This window comes from Streptomyces sp. NPDC001744, from assembly GCF_042892575.1.
Lineage (GTDB): Bacteria > Actinomycetota > Actinomycetes > Streptomycetales > Streptomycetaceae > Streptomyces.
Window position 1 is genome coordinate 121,574 of record NZ_JBIAUG010000011.1, and the last position, 17,870, is coordinate 139,443.

Sequence of the window (17,870 nt, forward strand, 5' to 3'; positions counted from 1 at the left end):
CCGGCGGGCGGAGCGGAACGGAGGCCGGCTCAGAGCTTCTGGAAGGGGTCGTGCTCGGCGAGGAGCTTCTCCAGCCGGGCCTGGTCGACGCGGCTGACGATCTGGCCCGCCTCCTGGCGGTCGCGGACGACCTTGGCGAGGGTGAAGGCCGAGGTCGTGAGGTAGAGGACCGAGACGGCGAGGAAGGCCCGCACCCAGGCGCTGGCGTCGAGCTGGTAGACGCCGACGGCCACGGCCGCGATCGCGACCCCGAAGGAGATGACGGCCTGCGTGTAGTAGGCGGCGGTGTTCTGCTGCTTGACCTGTGTGTCGCTCATACCGGCCAGGATCGGGCGGACGCGGCACCCGCCGCATCCGCCCGCGTACTCAGCCGGCGTACTCAGAAGGCCGAGATCCCCGTGAGCGCCCTGCCGATGATGAGCTTCTGGATCTGGCTGGTGCCTTCGTACAGGGTCATGACGCGCGCGTCGCGGACCAGCTTGCCGACCGGGTACTCGTCGATGTAGCCGTAACCGCCGAAGACCTGGAGGGCGTTGTTGGCGGCGCGGACGGCGGCCTCGGAGGCGTACAGCTTCGCCTTCGAGGCGGCGGTGGCGAAGTCCTCGCCCCGGTCGATCAGGTCGGCGACCCGCCAGGTGAGCAGCCGGGCCGCGTCCACGTCGACGGCGATGTCGCTGACGAGCTCCTGCACCAGCTGGTAGGAGGCGATGGGCTTCCCGAACTGCTCGCGCTCCCCCGCGTAGCGCAGCGCCGCGTCCAGCGCGGCCTGCGCGATGCCGACGCAGCCCGCCGCGACCGACATGCGCCCCTTGGCGAGGGCCGACATGGCGACGGCGAAGCCCTTGCCCTCGGGGCCGAGCATCGCGGCGGCCGGGACGCGGACGTCCTCCAGGACCAGTTCGGCGGTGGCCTGGCCGCGCAGGCCGAGCTTGCCGTGGACGGGGCGGCGGGTGAGGCCGGGGGCGTCGGCGGGGACGAGGAAGGCGGAGACGCCCTTGTGGCCGGGCGTGTCGTTCGTGCGGGCGAAGAGCAGCACGACGTCGGCCCAGGTGCCGTTGGTGATGAACATCTTGGTGCCGTTGATCACGTAGTCACCGGTGCCTCCGTCCCGTACGGCGCGGGTGGCCAGGTTCCCGGCGTCGGAGCCGGTGCCCGGTTCGGTGAGCCCGAAGCAGCCGAGCGCCTCGCCGGAGGCGAGCCGGGGCAGCCAGGTCCGCTTCTGCTCCTCGTCCCCCCAGGCGGCGATCGTCTTGGCGACCAGCCCCAGGGAGACGGAGACGATGCCGCGCACGGAGGAGTCGCCGCGCCCCAGCTCCTCGGTCACCAGGCAGTACGCGAGGTGGTCGCCGCCCGAACCGCCGTACTCCTCGGGGAGGGTGAGGCCGAGGAAGCCGACGGCGCCGAGCTTCTTCACGATCCCCCGGTCCACCTCCTCCGCGCGGTCCCACGCGGCGGCGTGCGGGCTCACCTCGCGTGCGACGAAGTCCTCGGCGAGCCGCCGTATGGCCTCCTGCTCCTCGCTCAGCGCCAGATCCACCGTGCCACCTCACCCGTCCATTTAATTACCAGTGCTAGTTTTCGGATCGCACGCCTACTATGTGGGCCATGGCCCGACCGCGCAAGCCCCTGCTCAGCCGAGACCGCATCGTCGAGACGGCGGGCGCGCTGGTCGACGCGGAGGGGCTGGCCTCCCTCTCCACCCGCCGGCTCGCGGCCGAACTGGGGGTGAGCGGCCCCTCCCTCTACAACCACTTCCGCACCAAGGACGAGATCCTCGACGCGGTCGCGGACGCGGTGAGCGCGAAGATCGACCTGTCGATGTTCGCGGAGGACGACCCCCGCGACTGGCGGACCGCCCTGCACGACTGGGCCGTCTCCTACCGGGCCGCCCTCGCGGACCACCCGCACATCGTCCCGGTCCTGGCCCAGGGGCCCGGGCGCCGGCCGGCGGGCCTGCGCGTCGCCGACGCCGTCTTCGGCGCGATGGTCCGCGCGGGCTGGCCGCCTGCCCAGGCCACGTACATCGGCGCCCTGATGCGGTACTTCGTCACCGGCTCCGCCCTCGGCTCCTTCGCCCGCGGCTTCGTGGACGACGAGACGGCGTACGACCCCGCCGACTACCCCCACCTGGGCCAGGCCCACCTGCTCGCGGAGCACCGCCAGAAGGTGGACGAGGGGGCCTTCGAGACGGGCCTGCGGGCACTCCTCGACGGGCTCGCCGCGCAGTACGCGGACCGGGCGGGCGGATCGGGCGCGCGGTCTGGGCGGGGTCCCGGCACTTCGGCCGCCGCCGAAGCGTGAGCACGGCAACCTGGACCCATGACAGCCGGTGACCTCGCCGCGTTCGCGGCGCTCCTCGCGGACGAGAGCCGCGCCGCGTTCCTGCTCGCCCTGCTGGACGGACGGGCCTGGACCGCCGGGGAGCTCGCCCGGCACGCCGGGGTGGCGCCCTCCACCGCGAGCGAACACCTCGGAAAGCTGGTCGGGGGCGGGCTGCTCACGGAGGAACGGCAGGGCCGGCACCGGTACGTGCGGCTCGCCGACCCCGGGGTCGCGCAGCTCGTCGAGGATCTGGCCGCCCGGTCGGGTCCCGCGGTGCCCGCCCGGCCCCGCTCACTGCGGGAGGCGAGCGCCGGGGAGGCGATGGCCCGCGGCCGGACCTGCTACGACCACCTCGCCGGGCGGCTCGGCATCGCGATCACCGACGCGCTGACGGCACGGGGACTCCTGCGCCAGGACACCGGGTTCGCGCTCACGGACCGGGGCCTGGCCTGGTTCGACGAACAGGGCATCGCCCTCGTACGGAGGGGACGGCGGCCCGTCGCGCGCGGCTGCCTCGACTGGACCGAACGCCGTCCGCACCTCGCGGGGGTCGCGGGCGCCGCGCTCTGCCGCCACGCGCTCGGCGCCGGGTGGTGCGTACGGATCGGATCCGAGCGGGCCGTGAAGGTGACCCCGGCGGGCGAGAACGCCCTGTGGGACGGTCTGGGGATCGCGCCGGGGACGCTGCGGTGAAGGGGACCGCTCCTGGTTCCGGTCCGGGCCCCGGCTCGTGCTCGGGCTCGGGCCCCGGCTCGGGCTCCGGCTCCGGCTCCGGCTCCGGCTCCGGCTCCGGCTCCGGGAACATTGCGGTGTTCGCCGAACGGTCCACCGCCTACCGTCGGGCCATGCAGAAACAGTCCTCCCGGCTCGCGTTCGCCGCGGCCGGCGTCACCGTCGTGCTGTGGGCCTCCGCCTTCGTCTCCATCCGCAGCGCGGGGGCGGCCTACTCCCCCGGCGCGCTCGCGCTCGGACGGCTCCTCTCCGGGGTGCTGGTCCTCGGCGCCGTCCTCCTGGTGCGGCGGGAGGGGCTCCCGCCACAGGCGGCCCTGCCGGGGATCGCGGTCTCCGGACTGCTCTGGTTCGGGGTGTACATGGTGGTGCTCAACTGGGGCGAGCAGGAGGTGGACGCGGGCACGGCGGCGATGGTGGTGAACGTCGGACCGATCCTGATCGCCCTGCTCGGCGCGCGGTTCCTCGGAGAGGCCCTGCCGCCCCGGCTGCTCGCGGGCATGGCGGTCTCGTTCGCGGGCGCGGTGACGGTCGGCCTCTCGATGTCCCGGGGCTCCTCCGGCGGCCACGCCTCGGTACTGGGGGTCGCGCTCTGCCTGGTCGCGGCGGTGGCGTACGCGGGCGGGGTCGTCGCCCAGAAGCCGGCGCTCGCACACGGCAGCGCGCTCCAGGTGACGACGTTTGGGTGCCTGGTGGGGGCGGTGGCGTGCCTGCCGTTCGCCGGGCAGCTGATCGGGGAGATGGGGCGGGCGCCGCTGCCGGCGACCCTGAACATGGTCTACCTCGGGGTGTTCCCCACCGCGCTCGCGTTCACGACCTGGGCGTACGCCCTCGCCCGTACGACCGCCGGGCGGATGGGCGCGACGACGTACGCCGTGCCCGCCCTCGTGGTGCTGCTCGCCTGGGCCTTCCTGGGCGAGCTGCCCGGCCCGCTCACCCTCGCCGGGGGCGTGCTGTGCCTCGTGGGCGTGGCCGTCTCCCGCTCCCGGGCGCGGACTTCCGCCACCTCCGGAACGGCCGGATCCGCCTGACGGGCCGTACGGTCGCCACCGGCCGCTCCACGGCCGCCCGGGGCCCGGCGGCGGCGCGCGGGCGGCCCGCCCGGCCCGCCGTGCCCGTACGGTCCCGGATCGAGCCGCGCCGCTTCCGGCGGAAGGCCCTCAGCGCTCCCCACCGGGCCGCAGCAGCTGCCGGGCGAAGACCGTGAGCGAACGCCCGACGCGCTCGGCCGACAGGCCGAGTTCGTGCCGCTGGAAGTGGAAGAGTTCGGGCGACAGGGGACTGAGCGCGATGTCGACCAGCGGATCCGGGTCCTCGATCCCGTGGTCCACGAGGAGCGTCCGGACGTGGACGCGCCAGAAGCCGTACGCGCCCGTCCGGAAGCGGGCGGGCCCGGTCTCCGCGCCCAGCGCCAGCGGCAGGTGCCGTTCGAGGAGATCGAGCATCGCCAGGTAGAACGCCGCCAGCCGCTCCCCCGCCGGAGCGCCGGGACCGAGCGGCGGCGGGCCGTGGACGAGCTGCTCCTGCAACCGGCGTTCGTGGTCGTCGAGCAGGGCCACGGCGACCGACGGCGGGTCGGGGAAGCTCCGGTACAGCGTGGCGCGGCCCACCCCGGCCGCCCTGGCGATCCGGTCCATGGTGACCGCCCTCGGGTCGCCCTCGGTGAAGAGCCGCTCGGCCGCCGCCAGGATCCGGGCACGGTTCCGTTCCGCGTCCGCGCGCCTGCGGGGCCCGGGCGGCCGGTCGTCCGGGGCCCGGAGATCACCGAGGAGCCCTTCGGGCCGGCGCACGGCGGGTCCGCGTGCGCGCTGCTCGTCGTCGCTCATGGCCCCGACCCTACTTCCCCCGAAATCAAATGGACACCTTGTCCGTTTGCCATGACGCATGGCAACCTAATCGGACTCAATGTCCACTTGACTGCCCGTCATCCCGTCCCGGGGAGATCCAGATGCACACCGCGCTCCTCGCCGCGGCCCTGCTGGTCGGCTGCCTCCTGGCCGTCCAGGCTTCGGTGAACCTCCAGCTCAACTCGGCCGTCGGCACCCCGTACGGCGCCTCCACCCTCCAGCTCGGCGTCGCGACGGGTCTGCTCGTCGTGCTCGCGGCGGCGGCCGGCGCGCTCGGTGCGCTCGGAGGGCTGCCCGACGTCGAGCCCTGGCAGCTGCTCGGCGGACTGGCCAGTCCGCTCTACATCACGAGCGGCATCCTGCTGTTCCCGCGGCTCGGCGCCCTCGCGGCCGTCGGGCTCTTCGTCACCGGCCAGATGTTCGCCTCGCTCGCGCTCGACCTCCTCGGCCTCCTCGGCCTGGAGCGGAAGGAACTCGGCGCCGGCATCGTCCTCGGCGCCGCGGCCGTCCTCGCGGGCATCGTCGTGATCATCCGGGGCATGAAGGCCGGCGCCCAGCACCCCGGAACGTCGGGCGCCGGGCGCGCCGGCCGGATCGTCCTCGGCATCGCGGCCGGCGGCATGCTGCCGGTGCAGGGCGCGGTCAACGCCCAGCTGCGGACCCGGCTCGAGGAGCCCCTCACCGTGGCCGTGATCAGCTTCGCGGTGGCGACCTTCACCATCGCCGTCGTCCTGCTCGTGCTGTACGCGACGCGCCGCACCCCGAGGCCCCGGATCACCCCGCTGAAGAAGATGCCCTGGTGGGGGTGGATCGGCGGCGTCTGCGCCGCCGCCTACGTCACCGGCACCTTCCTGCTCATCCCGTCCATCGGCGCCGCGGTGACCGTCGCCCTCACCGTGACGGGCCAGCAGCTCACCTCGGCCCTGATCGACCACAAGGGCCTCTTCAGGCTCCCGCGGCGCCCCCTCACCACGTCGCGTGCCCTGGGGCTCGCCCTGCTGATCGCCGGCTCCCTGACCATCCAGCTCGCCTGACCCGGCCGGTCCCCTCTCCGGGTCCGGCCCGGGAGGGTTCGTACGGCACGGCCGTCCGCGCGGCCCGCGCCCCGTCCCGGCCCCGTGGTCCGTGGTCCGTGACGGGTGCCGTGCGACGTGCCCGTGTACGCGGAGGGCCGCGCCTCCCCCCGGGGTGGCGCGGCCCTCCGTACACGTCTCAGGGGAAGACCACCAGGGCCCGGCCGCCCTTGCCCGCGAGCATGTTGTCGAAGGCGCCCGGGATGCCGTCCAGGGTGATCCGTTCGGTGACGAGGGAAGCGAGGTCGAACCGGCCGGCCCGGATGTGACCGGCGAGGACCGGCAGATCCTCGCCGGGGTTCGAGTTGCCGTAGACGCAGCCGGCCAGGGTGCGGCCCCAGTGGAAGATCTCCAGGGCGTTGAAGGTGACCTGCTGGTCCTTGCCGCCGATGCCGACGACCGTGGTGCGGCCGCCGCGCCGGCTGGACTCCCAGGCGGTACGGATGGAGACGGCGCGGCCCGCGCACTCCACGGCCACGTCGACGCCCTGGCCCCCGGTCAGCTTCCGGATGTCCTTCGCCGTGGTCCCGGAGGCGACGACGTACTCGGTGGCCCCGGCCGCCCTCGCCAGCGCCTCCTTCTCCGGGGTGACGTCCACGGCGACGATCGTCGAGGCGCCCGCGATCCGGGCGGCCTGGAGCGCGGCGAGGCCCACACCGCCGACGCCGAACACCGCGACGGTCTCGCCCTCCCGGACCCGCGCCGCGTGGTGGACCGCGCCCCAGCCGGTGAGGACGGCGCAGCCGAGCAGGGCGGCGTCGGCGAGCGGTACGCCGTCGGGCACGGGGAGCACGCAGCGGGCGGCGACGACCGTCTCCTCCGCGAAGGCGGCGACGTTCAGGCCGGGGTGGAGGTCGGTGCCGCCCTGGGTGCGGGCGTGGACGTTCGCGGCGCCGGTGAGGGCGTCGGCGCAGAGCCAGACCTCCCCGAGCGAACAGGGGTGGCAACGCCCGCAGGACGGTGCCCAGTTGAGGACGACCTCGTCGCCGGGGGCGATGTGCGTGACGCCCTCGCCGACGGAGACGACGGTGCCGGAGCCCTCGTGGCCCAGGACGGCCGGGACCGGGACGCGCATGGTGCCGTTGGAGAGGGAGAGGTCGGAATGGCACACGCCGGCGGCGGCGAGGCGGACCCGGACCTGGCCGGGACCGGGTTCGGGGAGGTCGATGTCGGTTATCTCCAGCGGAGCGCCGACGGCGGGCAGGACGGCGGCGCGGATCAGGCTCACGTGCGGTGCTCCTCGGGGCTCGGAACTGTCGGAACTGCCAGAACTACCGGAACTGCCGGGGTCGTCGGTGTGCCGGGCGCCGGGACCACCGGAGCCGCCGGAACCACCGGCCGGGACATCGGGGGCACCGGGGGCGCCGGAACCGTCAGAACTGGAGGGACTTGGTCTGGAGGTACTCGGAGAGGCCGTGCGCACCGAGCTCCCGGCCGACGCCGGACTGCTTGTAACCGCCGAACGGCGCCAGCGGGTTGAAGCGTCCGCCGTTGATGTCGACCTGGCCGGTGTCCATGCGGCGGGCGAAGGCGACGGCCTCCTCGGGGTCGCCCCAGACGGCCCCGGCGAGACCGTAGACGGTGCCGTTGGCGATGGCGAGGGCCTCTTCCTCGTCCTCGTACCGGAGGAGCGAGACGACCGGCCCGAAGATCTCCTCCTGGGCGATGGTCATGTCCGGGGTGACGTCGGCGAAGACGGTCGGGAAGACGTAGTAGCCGGTCTCGCGCGGGGCCCCGGGACCGCCGGCGACGAGCCGGGCGCCCTCCTCGATCCCCTTCTCGATGTAGCCGCGGACGCGCTCCCGCTGCCTGGCGTTGACCAGCGGCCCGACGCGTTCGCCGGGGACGTACTTGGCGACCGCCTCGGCGGCGAGCGCGACCGCCTCCTCGTACCGGTCGGCGGGGATCAGCATGCGGGTCCAGGCGCTGCACGTCTGGCCGGAGTTGGACATGACGTTGGCGACGCCGACGGCGACGGCCTTCGGGAGGTCGGCGCTCGGCAGGATCACGTTGGCGGACTTGCCGCCGAGTTCGAGGGCGACCCGCTTGACGGCCCCGCCCGCGAGGGCGCCGATGCGGCGGCCGACGGCGGTGGAGCCGGTGAAGGAGACGAGGTCCACGTCCGGGTGCTCGGCGAGCGCCTGCCCGGCGACCGGGCCGAGGCCGGTGACCAGGTTGAAGACGCCGGCGGGCAGACCCGCCTCGTGCACGGCCTCCGCGAAGAGCTGCGCGGTGAGCGGGGTGTCCTCGGCGGGCTTGAGGACGGTGGTGCAGCCGGCGGCGAGGGCCGGGGCGACCTTGGCGACGATCTGGTGGAGGGGGTAGTTCCAGGGCGTGATCGCGGCGACGACGCCGACCGGTTCGGCGTAGACGGTGGAGTTGCCGACCTTCTCCTCGAAGGGGTGGGTGGCGGCGAGTTCGGCGTACGTGCCGGCGACGGCGATCGGCAGTCCGGCGTGCACGGCGGCGGCGAGCTGCGGCGGGGCGCCCAGCTCGGCGGTGACGGTGGCGGCGATCTCCTCGGCGCGGGCGGCGAGCGCGTCGCGCAGGGCGGCGATACGGGCACCGCGCTCGGCGGGCGGGGTGGCGGCCCAGCGGGGCAGCGCGGCACGGGCGGCGCGTACGGCGGCGTCGACGTCCTCGGCGGTGCCGGCCGGGACGTGGCCGATGACCTGCTCGTCCGCCGGGTTGATCACCGGGATGGTGTCCGTGGAGGAGGCGGGTCGCCACTCCCCGCCGATGTACATCGCGTCGTGCGCCTTCATCCGCTGTCTCCTCACGTTGCCGACGGGCTCGTCGTCCACCCAAACTAGCGACGTTAGTTTTCCGGCGCCAGGGCTCCGGGACGTGCCCCGGGTCTCAGTCCCCGGGTCCGGGTCCCGGAACCCGGGCGTCGGTCCCGGAACCCGGGCGCGGGCATGCCGCCGCGTCCGGCGGGCGCGCGCCGGACGGCGTGGCCCGCCGGACGCGGCGGGGAGACCGGCGGGGCGGCTGGGGCCGCCGGTCGGACGTACTGTTCCACCCGGTCCACCGACTCGTGGCCCGTGGCTCGCGGAGGCGTCAGATCTTCTGGGCGATGTCGGTGAGATGGGCGAAGACGACGATGTTCGCCTCGTACCCCGTCCCCCGGTCGAACGCTCCGCCACAGGTGAGCAGCCGCAGTTCGGGCCGCCCGGTGGCGCCGTACACCTCCTTGTCGGGGAAGGCGTTCTTGGCGTACGTCCGGACGCGGTCCACCGTGAAGACGGCGACCTTGCCGTCCGCGCGGGCGACCCGGACGGTGTTGCCGGGGCTGAGCGCGTTGAGGTTGAGGAAGATGGCGGGGCCGGTACGGGTGTCGCGGTGACCGACGACGACGGCGGTCCCCCGTTCACCCGGGGCGGGCCCCTTGGCGTACCAGCCGACGACCCGCGGGTTGTCGACCGGCGGAGCGGCGAGCCGGCCCGCGGCGTCGAGGCCGAGGTCGGTCACGGGCGCCTCGATGGTGATGGCGGGGACCGCGACGGCGATGGGACGCGAACGGGGAAGCGGCGCGGCCGCCCGCCGGGACGTGTCCTTCGACCGGGGCGGGGACGCGCCCCCCGGCCGCCCCCCGGGTTTCGCGTTGTGGTCCAGGGCGGCCGGCGCCCCGGCCGCGGCCGCTTCGGAGGCGGCCGGACCGGAGGCGGCGGGACCGGAGGCGAGGGACGGCCCGGCCGGCTCCTCGTCACCGGCCCACCAGACGCCTCCGACCACCAGGACCACGGTCACCACCACGGTCCTGACGAGCCGGAACAGGCGCCGCCGCCTGCGCATGAGGCGGGACCTACGCGGCGCCATTGCTGCGGCGGCGCGAACGGCGGATCAGGACCAGTCCGGCCGTACCGGCGAGGCCGGCGGCGACGGCCGCCCCGACACCGGGACCGGAGGAGTCCTCGGCGGCGGCGAGCTCCGCGCTGCCGCCGCCGCCCGCGCCCACCGCGCCGTGCGGGGGCTTGCCGTGGTTGTTCTCCGCGCCGTTGTTGCCGTGGTTGTTCTCCGGGCCGTTGTTGCCGTGGCCGGGACGGCCGGGACCGTTGCCGTGGCAGTCGACAGTGAAGATCTTCTGCTTGCCGGCCGGAAGGGCGCCCGGGAAGGTCCAGGTGACCCGGTACTGCCCCTCCGGCAGGGTCAGCGGGTTGGTGTGGCCCATCCCGGTGGCCAGCGCGACGCGGCCGGTGAGGGTCGGGACCTCCGGGCGGGGCGGCTGGGGGGTGATCTCCCAGCTCACCTCCTGAAGGACGTCGAAGTTGAAGGCCGCGAGGTAGAACTTGCAGACCTTCGCCTCGTCGCCCAGGTCGCCGTAGGGGGTGCCGACCTTGTGGACCTTGATGTCGCCGTTGTCGCCGGGGGCGGCGAACGCCGCCGGGGCGCCGGCGAGAGCGAGGCCGCCGAAGGCGGCCGTGGCCGCGAGGGTGGCGGCGAGGGGACGAACGGCACGAACGGGCATGCTGATTCCTCCGAGAAGGGACATGTCGGATGGTTCAACCGATAATCCGACTATCAGTCACCCCTTGGCCGTAGAGAGGCCGACATGCCCGTGTCGTCCCCCGAGTAGCCCGTCCGGCTCAGAGCCGGGATCCGGGGACCGGGGACCGGGGACCGGGGACCGGGGACCGGGGACCGGGGACCGGGGACCGGGGACCGGGGACCGGGGACCGGGGACCGGGGACCGGGGCCGGAGATGGGGGCCGGAGACTGGGAACGGGACTCCGGGCCCCGGTCACCAGTGCCCTCAGACGATCCCGTAGAGAACCGCCGCCGCCAGGACGACCAGCGAGGTCAGCGCGGCCCACTTCACCGTGAACCTGGTGTGGTCGCCGAACTCCACCTTCGCCATGCCGACGAGGACGTACACGGCGGGCACCAGCGGGCTCGACATGTGCAGCGCCTGGCCGACGATCGACGCCCGCGCGATCTCCAGGGACGACACGCCATGGGCCGCGCCCGCTTCCGCGAGGACGGGCAGCACGCCGAAGTAGAAGCCGTCGTTCGACATGAAGTAGGTGAGCGGCAGGCTCAGCACGCCGGTGACCAGGCCCATCTGCGAGCCCATGGCGTCGGGGATCGCACCGACGAGCCAGTCGGCCATGTGCTTGACCATGCCGGTGCCGGTGAGGACCCCGGTGAAGACGGCGGCGGCGAAGACCATGCCGGTGACGTTCAGGACGTTGTCGGCGTGGGCGGCGATACGGGCCTTCTGCTCCGCCATGTTCGGGTAGTTGACGGTGAGCGCGAGGGCGGCACCGAGCAGGAAGAGCACCGGGATCGGCAGCAGTTCGAGGATCATGGCGGCGAGCAGTGCCACCGTCAGACCCGCGTTGAACCAGTACAGCCGGGGACGGAGCGTGGCGCGGTTCGGGTCGAGCCCCTGGAACCCTTCGTCGTCCCCTTCACCCGCACCCGCACCGGAATCGGCACCCGCCGCGCTCCCGGAGACCGCCGCCTTCCCTGCCGCGCTCTCACCGGTACCGCCGACACGGCCGGCACCACCGGCACCGCCACCGCCCCCGCCCGTCGCGACCAGGACCGCGTCGGGCTCCGGCGCCAGGACCGCGTCGAGCGTGAGGTGGCCGACGCGCCTGCGCTCACGGCGGCCGAGGACGTACGCCAGGACGAAGACGAAGAACAACCCCGTGGCGAGCGCGGGGATCATCGGCACGAAGATGTCGGCGGCGTCCACCTTCAGGGCGGTCGCGGCGCGGGCGGTGGGACCGCCCCACGGCAGGGTGTTCATGACGCCGTTGGCGGTGGCCGCGACACCCGTCATGACGACCAGGCTCATCCCGAGCCGCTTGTAGAGCGGATACATCGCCGAAACGGTGATCATGAACGTGGTGGAGCCGTCGCCGTCCAGGGAGACGATCGCGGCGAGCACCGCCGTACCCACGACGATCCGCAGGGGGTCGGCCTTGCAGAAGCGCAGGATGCCCCGGACGATCGGGTCGAACAGGCCGACGTCGATCATGACGCCGAAGTAGACGATCGCGAACATCAGCATCGCGGCCGTCGGCGCCAGGTTGCCGACCCCCTCGACGACGTAGTCGCCGAGGCGGCCCCCCTGCCCGACCGCGACGCAGAAGAGGGCGGGAATCAGCACGAGCGCCGCGATCGGCGACATCTTCTTCGTCATGATCAGGACCAGAAAGGTCGCGATCATGGCGAAGCCGAGGACGGTCAGCATGGAGGACACCTCACGTTCACCCTTGAACGGCCGCCGAGCGGCGGTCCGGATGACCGTAGGTGCCTCCTTCCGGCGTTAACAAGATGTTGACGCGTGAGCAATACGAGCAAAAGAAGCAGGTCAGGGCCGGGGACACAGCAGGAAACGGACCGACCGCGAGGAGTGGCGGGTCACAAGAGGGAAGGCGCCAGGTAGGCGTGGAGGAGCAGCCGGGTCTCGGCGACGAGGGCCGGATCGCCGTCGGGGTCCGTGCGGAAGGCGAGCCGGACGAGGGCGTCGGCGGTCTCGACCCCGACGAGCACCTTCCGGTGCAGTTCCTCGTCGGCGGAACGGCCCAGGTGCGCGGCGAGGAGTTCGCAGATCCGCTCGGCGACGAGACGGTTGGGGTCGTCGCCGGAGGGCACGCCGCGACCGCGCCCCGGCCGCGCCTCTCCGCCCGGGGCCGCTTCTCCGTCCGACTCCGCTCCTCCGTCCGGCTCCGCTCCTCCGTCCGGCTCCGCGATCCCTCCGGAAGCCGTGCCCCCGTACGGGACCGCGTGCCCGCCCGAAGCTTCTTCGGCCACCGCTCCGGCCGCCCTCCCGGTCGCCCGGGACGCGCTTCCCGCCACCGTCCGGGACGGCTCGCCGACCGCTTCCCCGGCCGCGGCGGCGGGCAGGCCGAAGTCCACGAGCGCGAAACCGGGAACGGTCCGTTTCATCGCGATGAACTCGTCCAGGACGCCGTCGATGGCCCCGCGCGCGTCGAGGAGCGGTGTCGCGGCGAGGCGTTCGGAGACCCGCTCGGCGTAGCGGTCGAGGTTGCGGAGGGCGAGGGCGGCGACCATGGCCCGCTTGTTGCCGAAGAAGCGGTAGACGGAGCCGATGGGGACCCCGGCGCGAGCGGCGACGGCGCGGGTGCTCAACCGCTCGTACCCGGTCTCGTCGAGGAGCGCGGCACAGGTGTCGAGGATGCGGGCGAGCCGTTCGGCGCTGCGCTGCTGCACGGGAGTGCGGCGGAGCACCGGAGCGGCCTGGGAGCGGGTTTGGGGGTGGGTCTGGGGCACGGGTCCATGATGCCGCCCACCCGGACCGGTCGAGGGACAGGGCTCGGACCGGCCGAGGGACGGGGCTCGGACCGGGATCGGACTTCGGGCGAGGTGGGCTTCGGAGGGGTCCGGCCTCAGGCGACGAGCAGGGCGATGCCGCCGAGCGTGTACACGATCATCAGGATGAACAGGGGCAGTTGGCCGGCGACGGCCCGGGCGGGCGGGAAGAGTCGCACGGACCGGTCATGGGCCGCGACGACACCGAGGACGTGACCGGTGACGACGGCTGTCACCTGGAGGGTCGCGAGCCCTTCGGGTCCCAGCGGTGGATCGGGAGCGGACGCGGGGACCATACCCACCATCATCATCACTATGCGTAAAAATTCAGTGACTAAGAGTGAGAAGTAGTGGGCAGTGAGATAGCCGAGGGCGATGGGGAGCAGCGCGTGGGCGAAGGAGGTGAGCGGAGTGGTGAGTCCACGGTCCATCAGACGCAGGACGCCGGCGCAGAGACCGTAACAGGCGGCGACGAGGGCGACGGCGGCGAGGAGGCCGAACGTGGCGGTGGGGACGGGGCCGAGGGGTGAGGTCTGGAGGGTGGTGATCCAGCGGGGGTTGTCGGAGAGGCCGTCGTAGGCGGTGGAGCCGAGGAGGACGCAGACGGTGGCGACCAGACCGGGGAGGCCGGGGACGGAGTCGAGGCCGTCGAACGGAGAACGCAGCACCAGTCGGCCGTCGGCCCGGCGACCGAGCGGGGAGAGTCGGGCGAGGAGGGAGGAGTACACCTCGAAGGGATCGGCGTGGGCGAACCACCGGTCGCCGTAGCGGGCGGCCCCCAGGAGCTGGAAGCCGGCGTGGGCGGCGAGGGCGGACAGGAGGACGGTGCGGGAGGTGTTGTCGGGGGCGACGAGTTCGAGCCAGGTGAAGAGGAGGAGTCCGGCGGCGGCGGGGCGGATGCCGAGGGCCGCGGGCAGCGGGCGGGGATCACGCGGCGGACGGAGGGAGTGCAGGGCGCGCAGGGGGTTGAGAAGACGCCAGACGGGACCGAACAGGAGGGAAACGGGGACGAGTCCGACCCAGAGGAGGACGTAGAGGGCGCCGGGAGCGGGGTTGAGGTCCGGGTCGTCCGGGCCGAGGAGGAGGTGGAGGAGGAGGACCAGGCTCACGGCGGAGCCGAGGACACGGAGGGCGGCGCGGGTGGCCGGGGCGTCGGCGGCCCGTTGGAAGGAGGCGGGGAGGGGGCGTCCGGCCAGGTCGCCCCGGAAGCGGGAGGAGGACCAGAGCAGGCCCAGGGCGAGGAAGGAGACGAGGAGCGCGGTGAGGGCACCGGCGTAGGCGTAGAAGGGCGAGAGGGGGAGGTCGTGCCGGGAGCCCACGCCGTGGGCGAGTGGGAGGACGGGAGCCGGGGCGGGGACATGGGCGTGAGCCGGGGCGAGGAGGTCGGCGGAGGCCGGAGCGGGGAGGTGGGCGAGGAATCCGTTCATCGGACGGCGAGTTGGGTCAGCACGAGTCCGGACTCGTGGGTCTCGACCTCGAAAAGACCCGTGCGGTCCAGCGTGAGCGTGAGGGACGCGGGCGTGCCGGGCGAGAGGGGCAGTTCACGGTCGTAGCCGTGGACATGGAGGGTGTCGGCCCGGTCGCTGGTGACGCGGAGGGTGAGGCGTTCACCCTTCGTCAGCTCGATCCGGGAAGGGGGCGGACGAACGGTGCCGTCGACGAGGGCGAGGGTGACGGTCCGGCCGGTTTCGGTGGGGCTCGGGGTCTGTGGCGCAGTCGCGGTGGGGGTGTCGTCCAGGCGGGCGGTGGCCTGGACGGGGGCGCCCGCGACGGCCCAGACGGTGTGGTCGTCCGCGTGGAGCCGGACGGTCAGGGCGTGGGAGCCCGCCGGCACGTACCCCCAGGGACCGTACAGGCGGCCGGTTTCGCGGCCGTCCACCAGGAGGCGGGCGTGGCCCCGGCCCGGGAGGGCCGCGCCGCCGGTGCTCTCGGGGGTGAAGCGGAACCTCTCCACGGTGAGGTGGATGTTCCAGCCGCCCTCGGGATCGGGCCGCGCCTCGACCCGGACGGTGGGCGCGTCGGCGGCGGGCAGCTCCCGGAGCCGGTGCCCGGCCTCGTCCCGGGCCGGAAGCAGGGTGCCGCCACCGGCGGCCTCCTGGTGGCTGGTACCGGGTTTGTGATGGGTGGTGGCCCGGCCGCCGCAACCCGTGAGGACCGGGAGGGCGCACAGGACGAACGTCAGGCAGAGAGCGCCGAACCGGCGGCCGGGGAACCCGGACCCGTACGCGCGCGTCATGACGCCTCCTCTCCGTGCGGCCGGGTGCCGGAGGACGGGGGTACGGGACCGGAGCCGGGCCGGGGACCGGAGCCGGGCCGGGGACCGGGACCGGGGTCGGGGTCGGGGTCGGGGTCGGGGTCGAAACCGGCCGCGGGAACAGGACGCGAATCGGGTGCGGGTCCGCCCCCGCTCCCAGCTCCACCCCCATCCCCGGCTCCGGCTCCGGGCGCCGCCTCGGTACCGGCTCCGGGTGCCGCGTCTGTACCGGACACCGCCTCCCGTTCCGATCCGTCGCCCGATCCCCGTTCCGATCCGTCGCCCGAAGGCCGCCCGCTCGACGCGACCACCGCCCAGAGGACCCAGATGCCGCCGAGGAGCAGGCGGAGCCAGGCGGGGCTCAGGGGGATGCCGGGGATCATGAGGACCGCCTTGTCGAAGGCGTCGAGGAGGGTGAGGGCGCCGAGGGCCAGGGTGATCCGGGCGAAGACGGGCCGGACGGGCCGCAGAGCGAGGCCGAGCAGGGTCCACCAGACGCCGGTGAGCAGCAGCGCGAGGGCCGGGACGAACGTCGGGGTGAGGGTGAGGGTCGAGCCGGCCACGTCCAGGGCTAGACCGGTGAGGCCGATGAGGGTGGCCGCGCCCGCGAGCCGGTGGCCGCGCAGCCGGCGCCACCACAGGGCGCCACCGGTGAGGGCGAGGACGAGGGCGCAGCCGAGGGCGAGCTGGACCTCGACGCGTTCGAGGCCGCGGGCGCCGTACCAGTCGCAGCCGGCCGGGAGGCGGCGCGCCTGGACGTTGTAGTCGGCGCAGACGAGGAGCTGGGCGAGTTTGACCGGTTCGCCGACGAGGCGGTCCGTGGCGCCGGAGACCTCGCCCCGGCGGGCTCCGCACCGGGGCAGAACGCCGGGGGAGCTCGCGCCCGCGTCCGCCTGCCAGCAGTTGCCGCCGCCCTGGCCGTCCCACCAGACGTCGGTGCGGTTGGGGCGGGAGGCTCCGGACCGGTCGACACCGAGGTGGTTGCCGGCGTAGCGGTTGTGGTGGGAGGTGTCGGTCTGCTTGCCCCAGGCGGACTCACCGCGGATGAAGGCGGGGACGGCGTTCAGGTAGAAGGCGGTGCGCCGGTGGCCGTAGACCCAGTTGTCCTCGTAGAGGTTCCAGTTGCCGCCGGCGGTGATGATGCCGCTGCCCGGTGGCATGGAGATCTGGGGGCAGACGACGCCCTGTTCGTAGCCGCGTTCGGCGGGCGGCTTGGCGCAGGTGCCGTCGGCGACGTACGGGTAGTAGTCCTGGTTGTTGTCGTGGATCAGGTTGCGTTCGAAGCGGGCGTGGTTCTGCGGGAGCCCGGGGTGGCCGGGGAAGGCGGAGTCCATGGAGGCGCCGCCCATGTTGTGGTCGAACTCGTTGTCGTGGACCCAGACCGAGTCCCCGGCGGTGCCGGAGTAGCCGACCATGTTGTGGTGGCTGCGGCAGCCGGTGATCTCGATGGAGTAGCGGGGGACGTCGTATCCGCGGCCGTCGTTGATGTTCGAGGCCGAGCCGGGGTAGATGCCGGAGTCGCCGTTCCCGTAGGACTCGCAGTTCTTGTAGAGGCCGTGGTCCGAGGCGAAGGTGAGGAAGCCGTACTCGTCGTTCCAGCGGGTGAGGACGTCGTCGATGACGAAGCCGTCGGCGGCGAGGACGTACAGCGAGTTGAAGGTGGTGCGCTGGGCGGTGAAGTTCCGGAAGTAGACGCCGTCCGAGCCGTCGGCCCGGATCGCGTTGAGCTTCCGGTACCCGGCGTCGATCACGACGTCGCGGCGGGACGCGCCGGTGCCCTCGATCTGGAGCTCCTTCTTGCCGAGGATCGCGACCAGGTTCTGGTTGTGCGGGCACTGCCGCTGCTGCTCGTAGTCGAGGATCTGGTAGCCGAGCGCGGAGTCGGGGGCGTCGAGGGCGGCGCAGGCGCCGGTGGGCGGGGGCTGCGAGGGTTCCTCCTCGTAGAGGCCGGGGAGCAGCGCGATGGTGAGTCCGGGCCGGTCGACGGCGTCGACGGCCTGCTGGAGGTGGCGGTACCCGGAGGCCGTGCAGCGCTCGAAGAGGGCGAGGTTCCGGGCCTTGAGCGCGGCGGGGAAACCGGAGATCCGGCGTGCGAAGTCGGTCCGGTCGGTCTTGCAGACGAGGAGGTCGGGTTCGCCCGTGCGGAGCTTCGGCACGCTGCCGGAGCCGTCGGGGAAGGTGACGGGCCGCTCCTCGTGGGCCTGGGCCCCGGGTGCGGCGAACAGGGCCGCGGCGAGCGCCGCGAGCACGACCGAGAGCGCGAGGAGGAACCTTCGGGTCCGGGACATGCGCGTGAGAGTAGAGCAATGTTCACCTTTTTTGACCCCCTCGCGCACACATCGGTCCTCGCGCCCGGCGCGC

Annotated in this window: 16 protein-coding genes; 4 read left to right on the forward strand and 12 right to left on the reverse strand. The window is 73.6% G+C overall.

The genetic code is table 11. The annotated features are described in order from the left end of the window. Positions 1-29 precede the first annotated feature (29 nt). Both ACFYZY_RS15700 and ACFYZY_RS15705 read right to left on the reverse strand, forming a co-directional pair. The gene (locus ACFYZY_RS15700) at positions 30-317 is read right to left on the reverse strand and encodes a YiaA/YiaB family inner membrane protein (RefSeq protein ID WP_388693802.1); all 288 of its coding nucleotides are present in this window, start codon (positions 315-317) and stop codon (positions 30-32) included. A 62-nt stretch (positions 318-379) separates the two neighbouring features. Beyond that, a complete protein-coding gene (locus ACFYZY_RS15705) occupies positions 380-1,537 on the reverse strand; it encodes an acyl-CoA dehydrogenase family protein (RefSeq protein ID WP_388693804.1) in 1,158 nt (385 codons plus the stop codon). A 68-nt stretch (positions 1,538-1,605) separates the two neighbouring features. Here ACFYZY_RS15705 and ACFYZY_RS15710 point away from each other — a divergent pair, with 68 nt between their 5' ends. The 3 genes from ACFYZY_RS15710 (at position 1,606) to ACFYZY_RS15720 (ending at position 4,082) form a co-directional block, all read left to right on the forward strand. Beyond that, positions 1,606-2,301, forward strand: coding sequence for a TetR/AcrR family transcriptional regulator (locus ACFYZY_RS15710; protein ID WP_388693806.1), 696 nt, complete (start codon positions 1,606-1,608; stop codon positions 2,299-2,301). An 18-nt stretch (positions 2,302-2,319) separates the two neighbouring features. Continuing rightward, complete coding sequence (locus tag ACFYZY_RS15715) at positions 2,320-3,015, forward strand: ArsR/SmtB family transcription factor (protein ID WP_388693807.1); 696 nt, start codon at positions 2,320-2,322, stop codon at positions 3,013-3,015. 152 nt (positions 3,016-3,167) lie between these two features. Then, positions 3,168-4,082 (forward strand): DMT family transporter, encoded by a 915-nt coding sequence (locus tag ACFYZY_RS15720; protein ID WP_388693809.1) that lies wholly within the window; start codon positions 3,168-3,170, stop codon positions 4,080-4,082. A gap of 129 nt (positions 4,083-4,211) precedes the next feature. Here the strand turns inward: ACFYZY_RS15720 and ACFYZY_RS15725 are convergent, their stop codons facing one another. After that, positions 4,212-4,877, reverse strand: coding sequence for a TetR/AcrR family transcriptional regulator (locus ACFYZY_RS15725; RefSeq protein WP_388693811.1), 666 nt, complete (start codon positions 4,875-4,877; stop codon positions 4,212-4,214). A 122-nt stretch (positions 4,878-4,999) separates the two neighbouring features. Between ACFYZY_RS15725 and ACFYZY_RS15730 the strand changes: the two genes are divergently transcribed. Further along, a complete protein-coding gene (locus ACFYZY_RS15730) occupies positions 5,000-5,932 on the forward strand; it encodes a DMT family transporter (RefSeq protein WP_388693812.1) in 933 nt (310 codons plus the stop codon). A gap of 178 nt (positions 5,933-6,110) precedes the next feature. Here the strand turns inward: ACFYZY_RS15730 and ACFYZY_RS15735 are convergent, their stop codons facing one another. From ACFYZY_RS15735 to ACFYZY_RS15775, 9 genes are all read right to left on the reverse strand, one after another. Next, entirely contained in the window at positions 6,111-7,193 is a 1,083-nt protein-coding gene (locus tag ACFYZY_RS15735; RefSeq protein WP_388693985.1) for a Zn-dependent alcohol dehydrogenase, read from the reverse strand. A gap of 151 nt (positions 7,194-7,344) precedes the next feature. After that, entirely contained in the window at positions 7,345-8,736 is a 1,392-nt protein-coding gene (locus ACFYZY_RS15740) for an aldehyde dehydrogenase family protein (protein WP_388693814.1), read from the reverse strand. A gap of 295 nt (positions 8,737-9,031) precedes the next feature. Beyond that, the gene (locus ACFYZY_RS15745) at positions 9,032-9,766 is read right to left on the reverse strand and encodes a class F sortase (RefSeq protein WP_388693816.1); all 735 of its coding nucleotides are present in this window, start codon (positions 9,764-9,766) and stop codon (positions 9,032-9,034) included. Positions 9,767-9,776: 10 nt separating this feature from the next. Next, a complete protein-coding gene (locus ACFYZY_RS15750) occupies positions 9,777-10,439 on the reverse strand; it encodes a hypothetical protein (protein ID WP_388693817.1) in 663 nt (220 codons plus the stop codon). 285 nt (positions 10,440-10,724) lie between these two features. Continuing rightward, positions 10,725-12,173, reverse strand: coding sequence for a CitMHS family transporter (locus ACFYZY_RS15755; protein ID WP_388693818.1), 1,449 nt, complete (start codon positions 12,171-12,173; stop codon positions 10,725-10,727). Between the two features lie 170 nt (positions 12,174-12,343). Then, positions 12,344-13,216 carry a TetR family transcriptional regulator gene (locus tag ACFYZY_RS15760; RefSeq protein WP_388693820.1) on the reverse strand — a complete coding sequence of 291 codons (873 nt, stop codon included), beginning with the start codon at positions 13,214-13,216 and terminating at the stop codon, positions 12,344-12,346. Between the two features lie 116 nt (positions 13,217-13,332). After that, positions 13,333-14,682, reverse strand: coding sequence for a hypothetical protein (locus ACFYZY_RS15765; protein ID WP_388693822.1), 1,350 nt, complete (start codon positions 14,680-14,682; stop codon positions 13,333-13,335). Beyond that, on the reverse strand, positions 14,679-15,491 hold the full coding sequence (locus tag ACFYZY_RS15770; RefSeq protein WP_388693823.1) for a hypothetical protein: 813 nt from the start codon (positions 15,489-15,491) through the stop codon (positions 14,679-14,681). The genes ACFYZY_RS15765 and ACFYZY_RS15770 overlap by 4 nt, the downstream gene beginning before the upstream one ends. Next, positions 15,488-17,797 carry a right-handed parallel beta-helix repeat-containing protein gene (locus ACFYZY_RS15775; protein ID WP_388693825.1) on the reverse strand — a complete coding sequence of 770 codons (2,310 nt, stop codon included), beginning with the start codon at positions 17,795-17,797 and terminating at the stop codon, positions 15,488-15,490. Before ACFYZY_RS15775 ends, ACFYZY_RS15770 begins: the two co-directional genes overlap by 4 nt. Between the last annotated feature and the right edge of the window lie 73 nt (positions 17,798-17,870).

What these genes read in the sequence shown, in the direction of transcription:
- ACFYZY_RS15700 (WP_388693802.1), bottom strand. Translation starts at nt 317, where the DNA reads ATGAGCGACACACAGGTCAAGCAGCAGAACACCGCCGCCTACTACACG.
- ACFYZY_RS15710 (WP_388693806.1), top strand. Translation starts at nt 1,606, where the DNA reads ATGGCCCGACCGCGCAAGCCCCTGCTCAGCCGAGACCGCATCGTCGAG.
- ACFYZY_RS15715 (WP_388693807.1), top strand. Translation starts at nt 2,320, where the DNA reads ATGACAGCCGGTGACCTCGCCGCGTTCGCGGCGCTCCTCGCGGACGAG.
- ACFYZY_RS15720 (WP_388693809.1), top strand. Translation starts at nt 3,168, where the DNA reads ATGCAGAAACAGTCCTCCCGGCTCGCGTTCGCCGCGGCCGGCGTCACC.
- ACFYZY_RS15725 (WP_388693811.1), bottom strand. Translation starts at nt 4,877, where the DNA reads ATGAGCGACGACGAGCAGCGCGCACGCGGACCCGCCGTGCGCCGGCCC.
- ACFYZY_RS15730 (WP_388693812.1), top strand. Translation starts at nt 5,000, where the DNA reads ATGCACACCGCGCTCCTCGCCGCGGCCCTGCTGGTCGGCTGCCTCCTG.
- ACFYZY_RS15740 (WP_388693814.1), bottom strand. Translation starts at nt 8,736, where the DNA reads ATGAAGGCGCACGACGCGATGTACATCGGCGGGGAGTGGCGACCCGCC.
- ACFYZY_RS15745 (WP_388693816.1), bottom strand. Translation starts at nt 9,766, where the DNA reads ATGCGCAGGCGGCGGCGCCTGTTCCGGCTCGTCAGGACCGTGGTGGTG.
- ACFYZY_RS15750 (WP_388693817.1), bottom strand. Translation starts at nt 10,439, where the DNA reads ATGCCCGTTCGTGCCGTTCGTCCCCTCGCCGCCACCCTCGCGGCCACG.
- ACFYZY_RS15755 (WP_388693818.1), bottom strand. Translation starts at nt 12,173, where the DNA reads ATGCTGACCGTCCTCGGCTTCGCCATGATCGCGACCTTTCTGGTCCTG.
- ACFYZY_RS15765 (WP_388693822.1), bottom strand. Translation starts at nt 14,682, where the DNA reads ATGAACGGATTCCTCGCCCACCTCCCCGCTCCGGCCTCCGCCGACCTC.
- ACFYZY_RS15770 (WP_388693823.1), bottom strand. Translation starts at nt 15,491, where the DNA reads ATGACGCGCGCGTACGGGTCCGGGTTCCCCGGCCGCCGGTTCGGCGCT.
- ACFYZY_RS15775 (WP_388693825.1), bottom strand. Translation starts at nt 17,797, where the DNA reads ATGTCCCGGACCCGAAGGTTCCTCCTCGCGCTCTCGGTCGTGCTCGCG.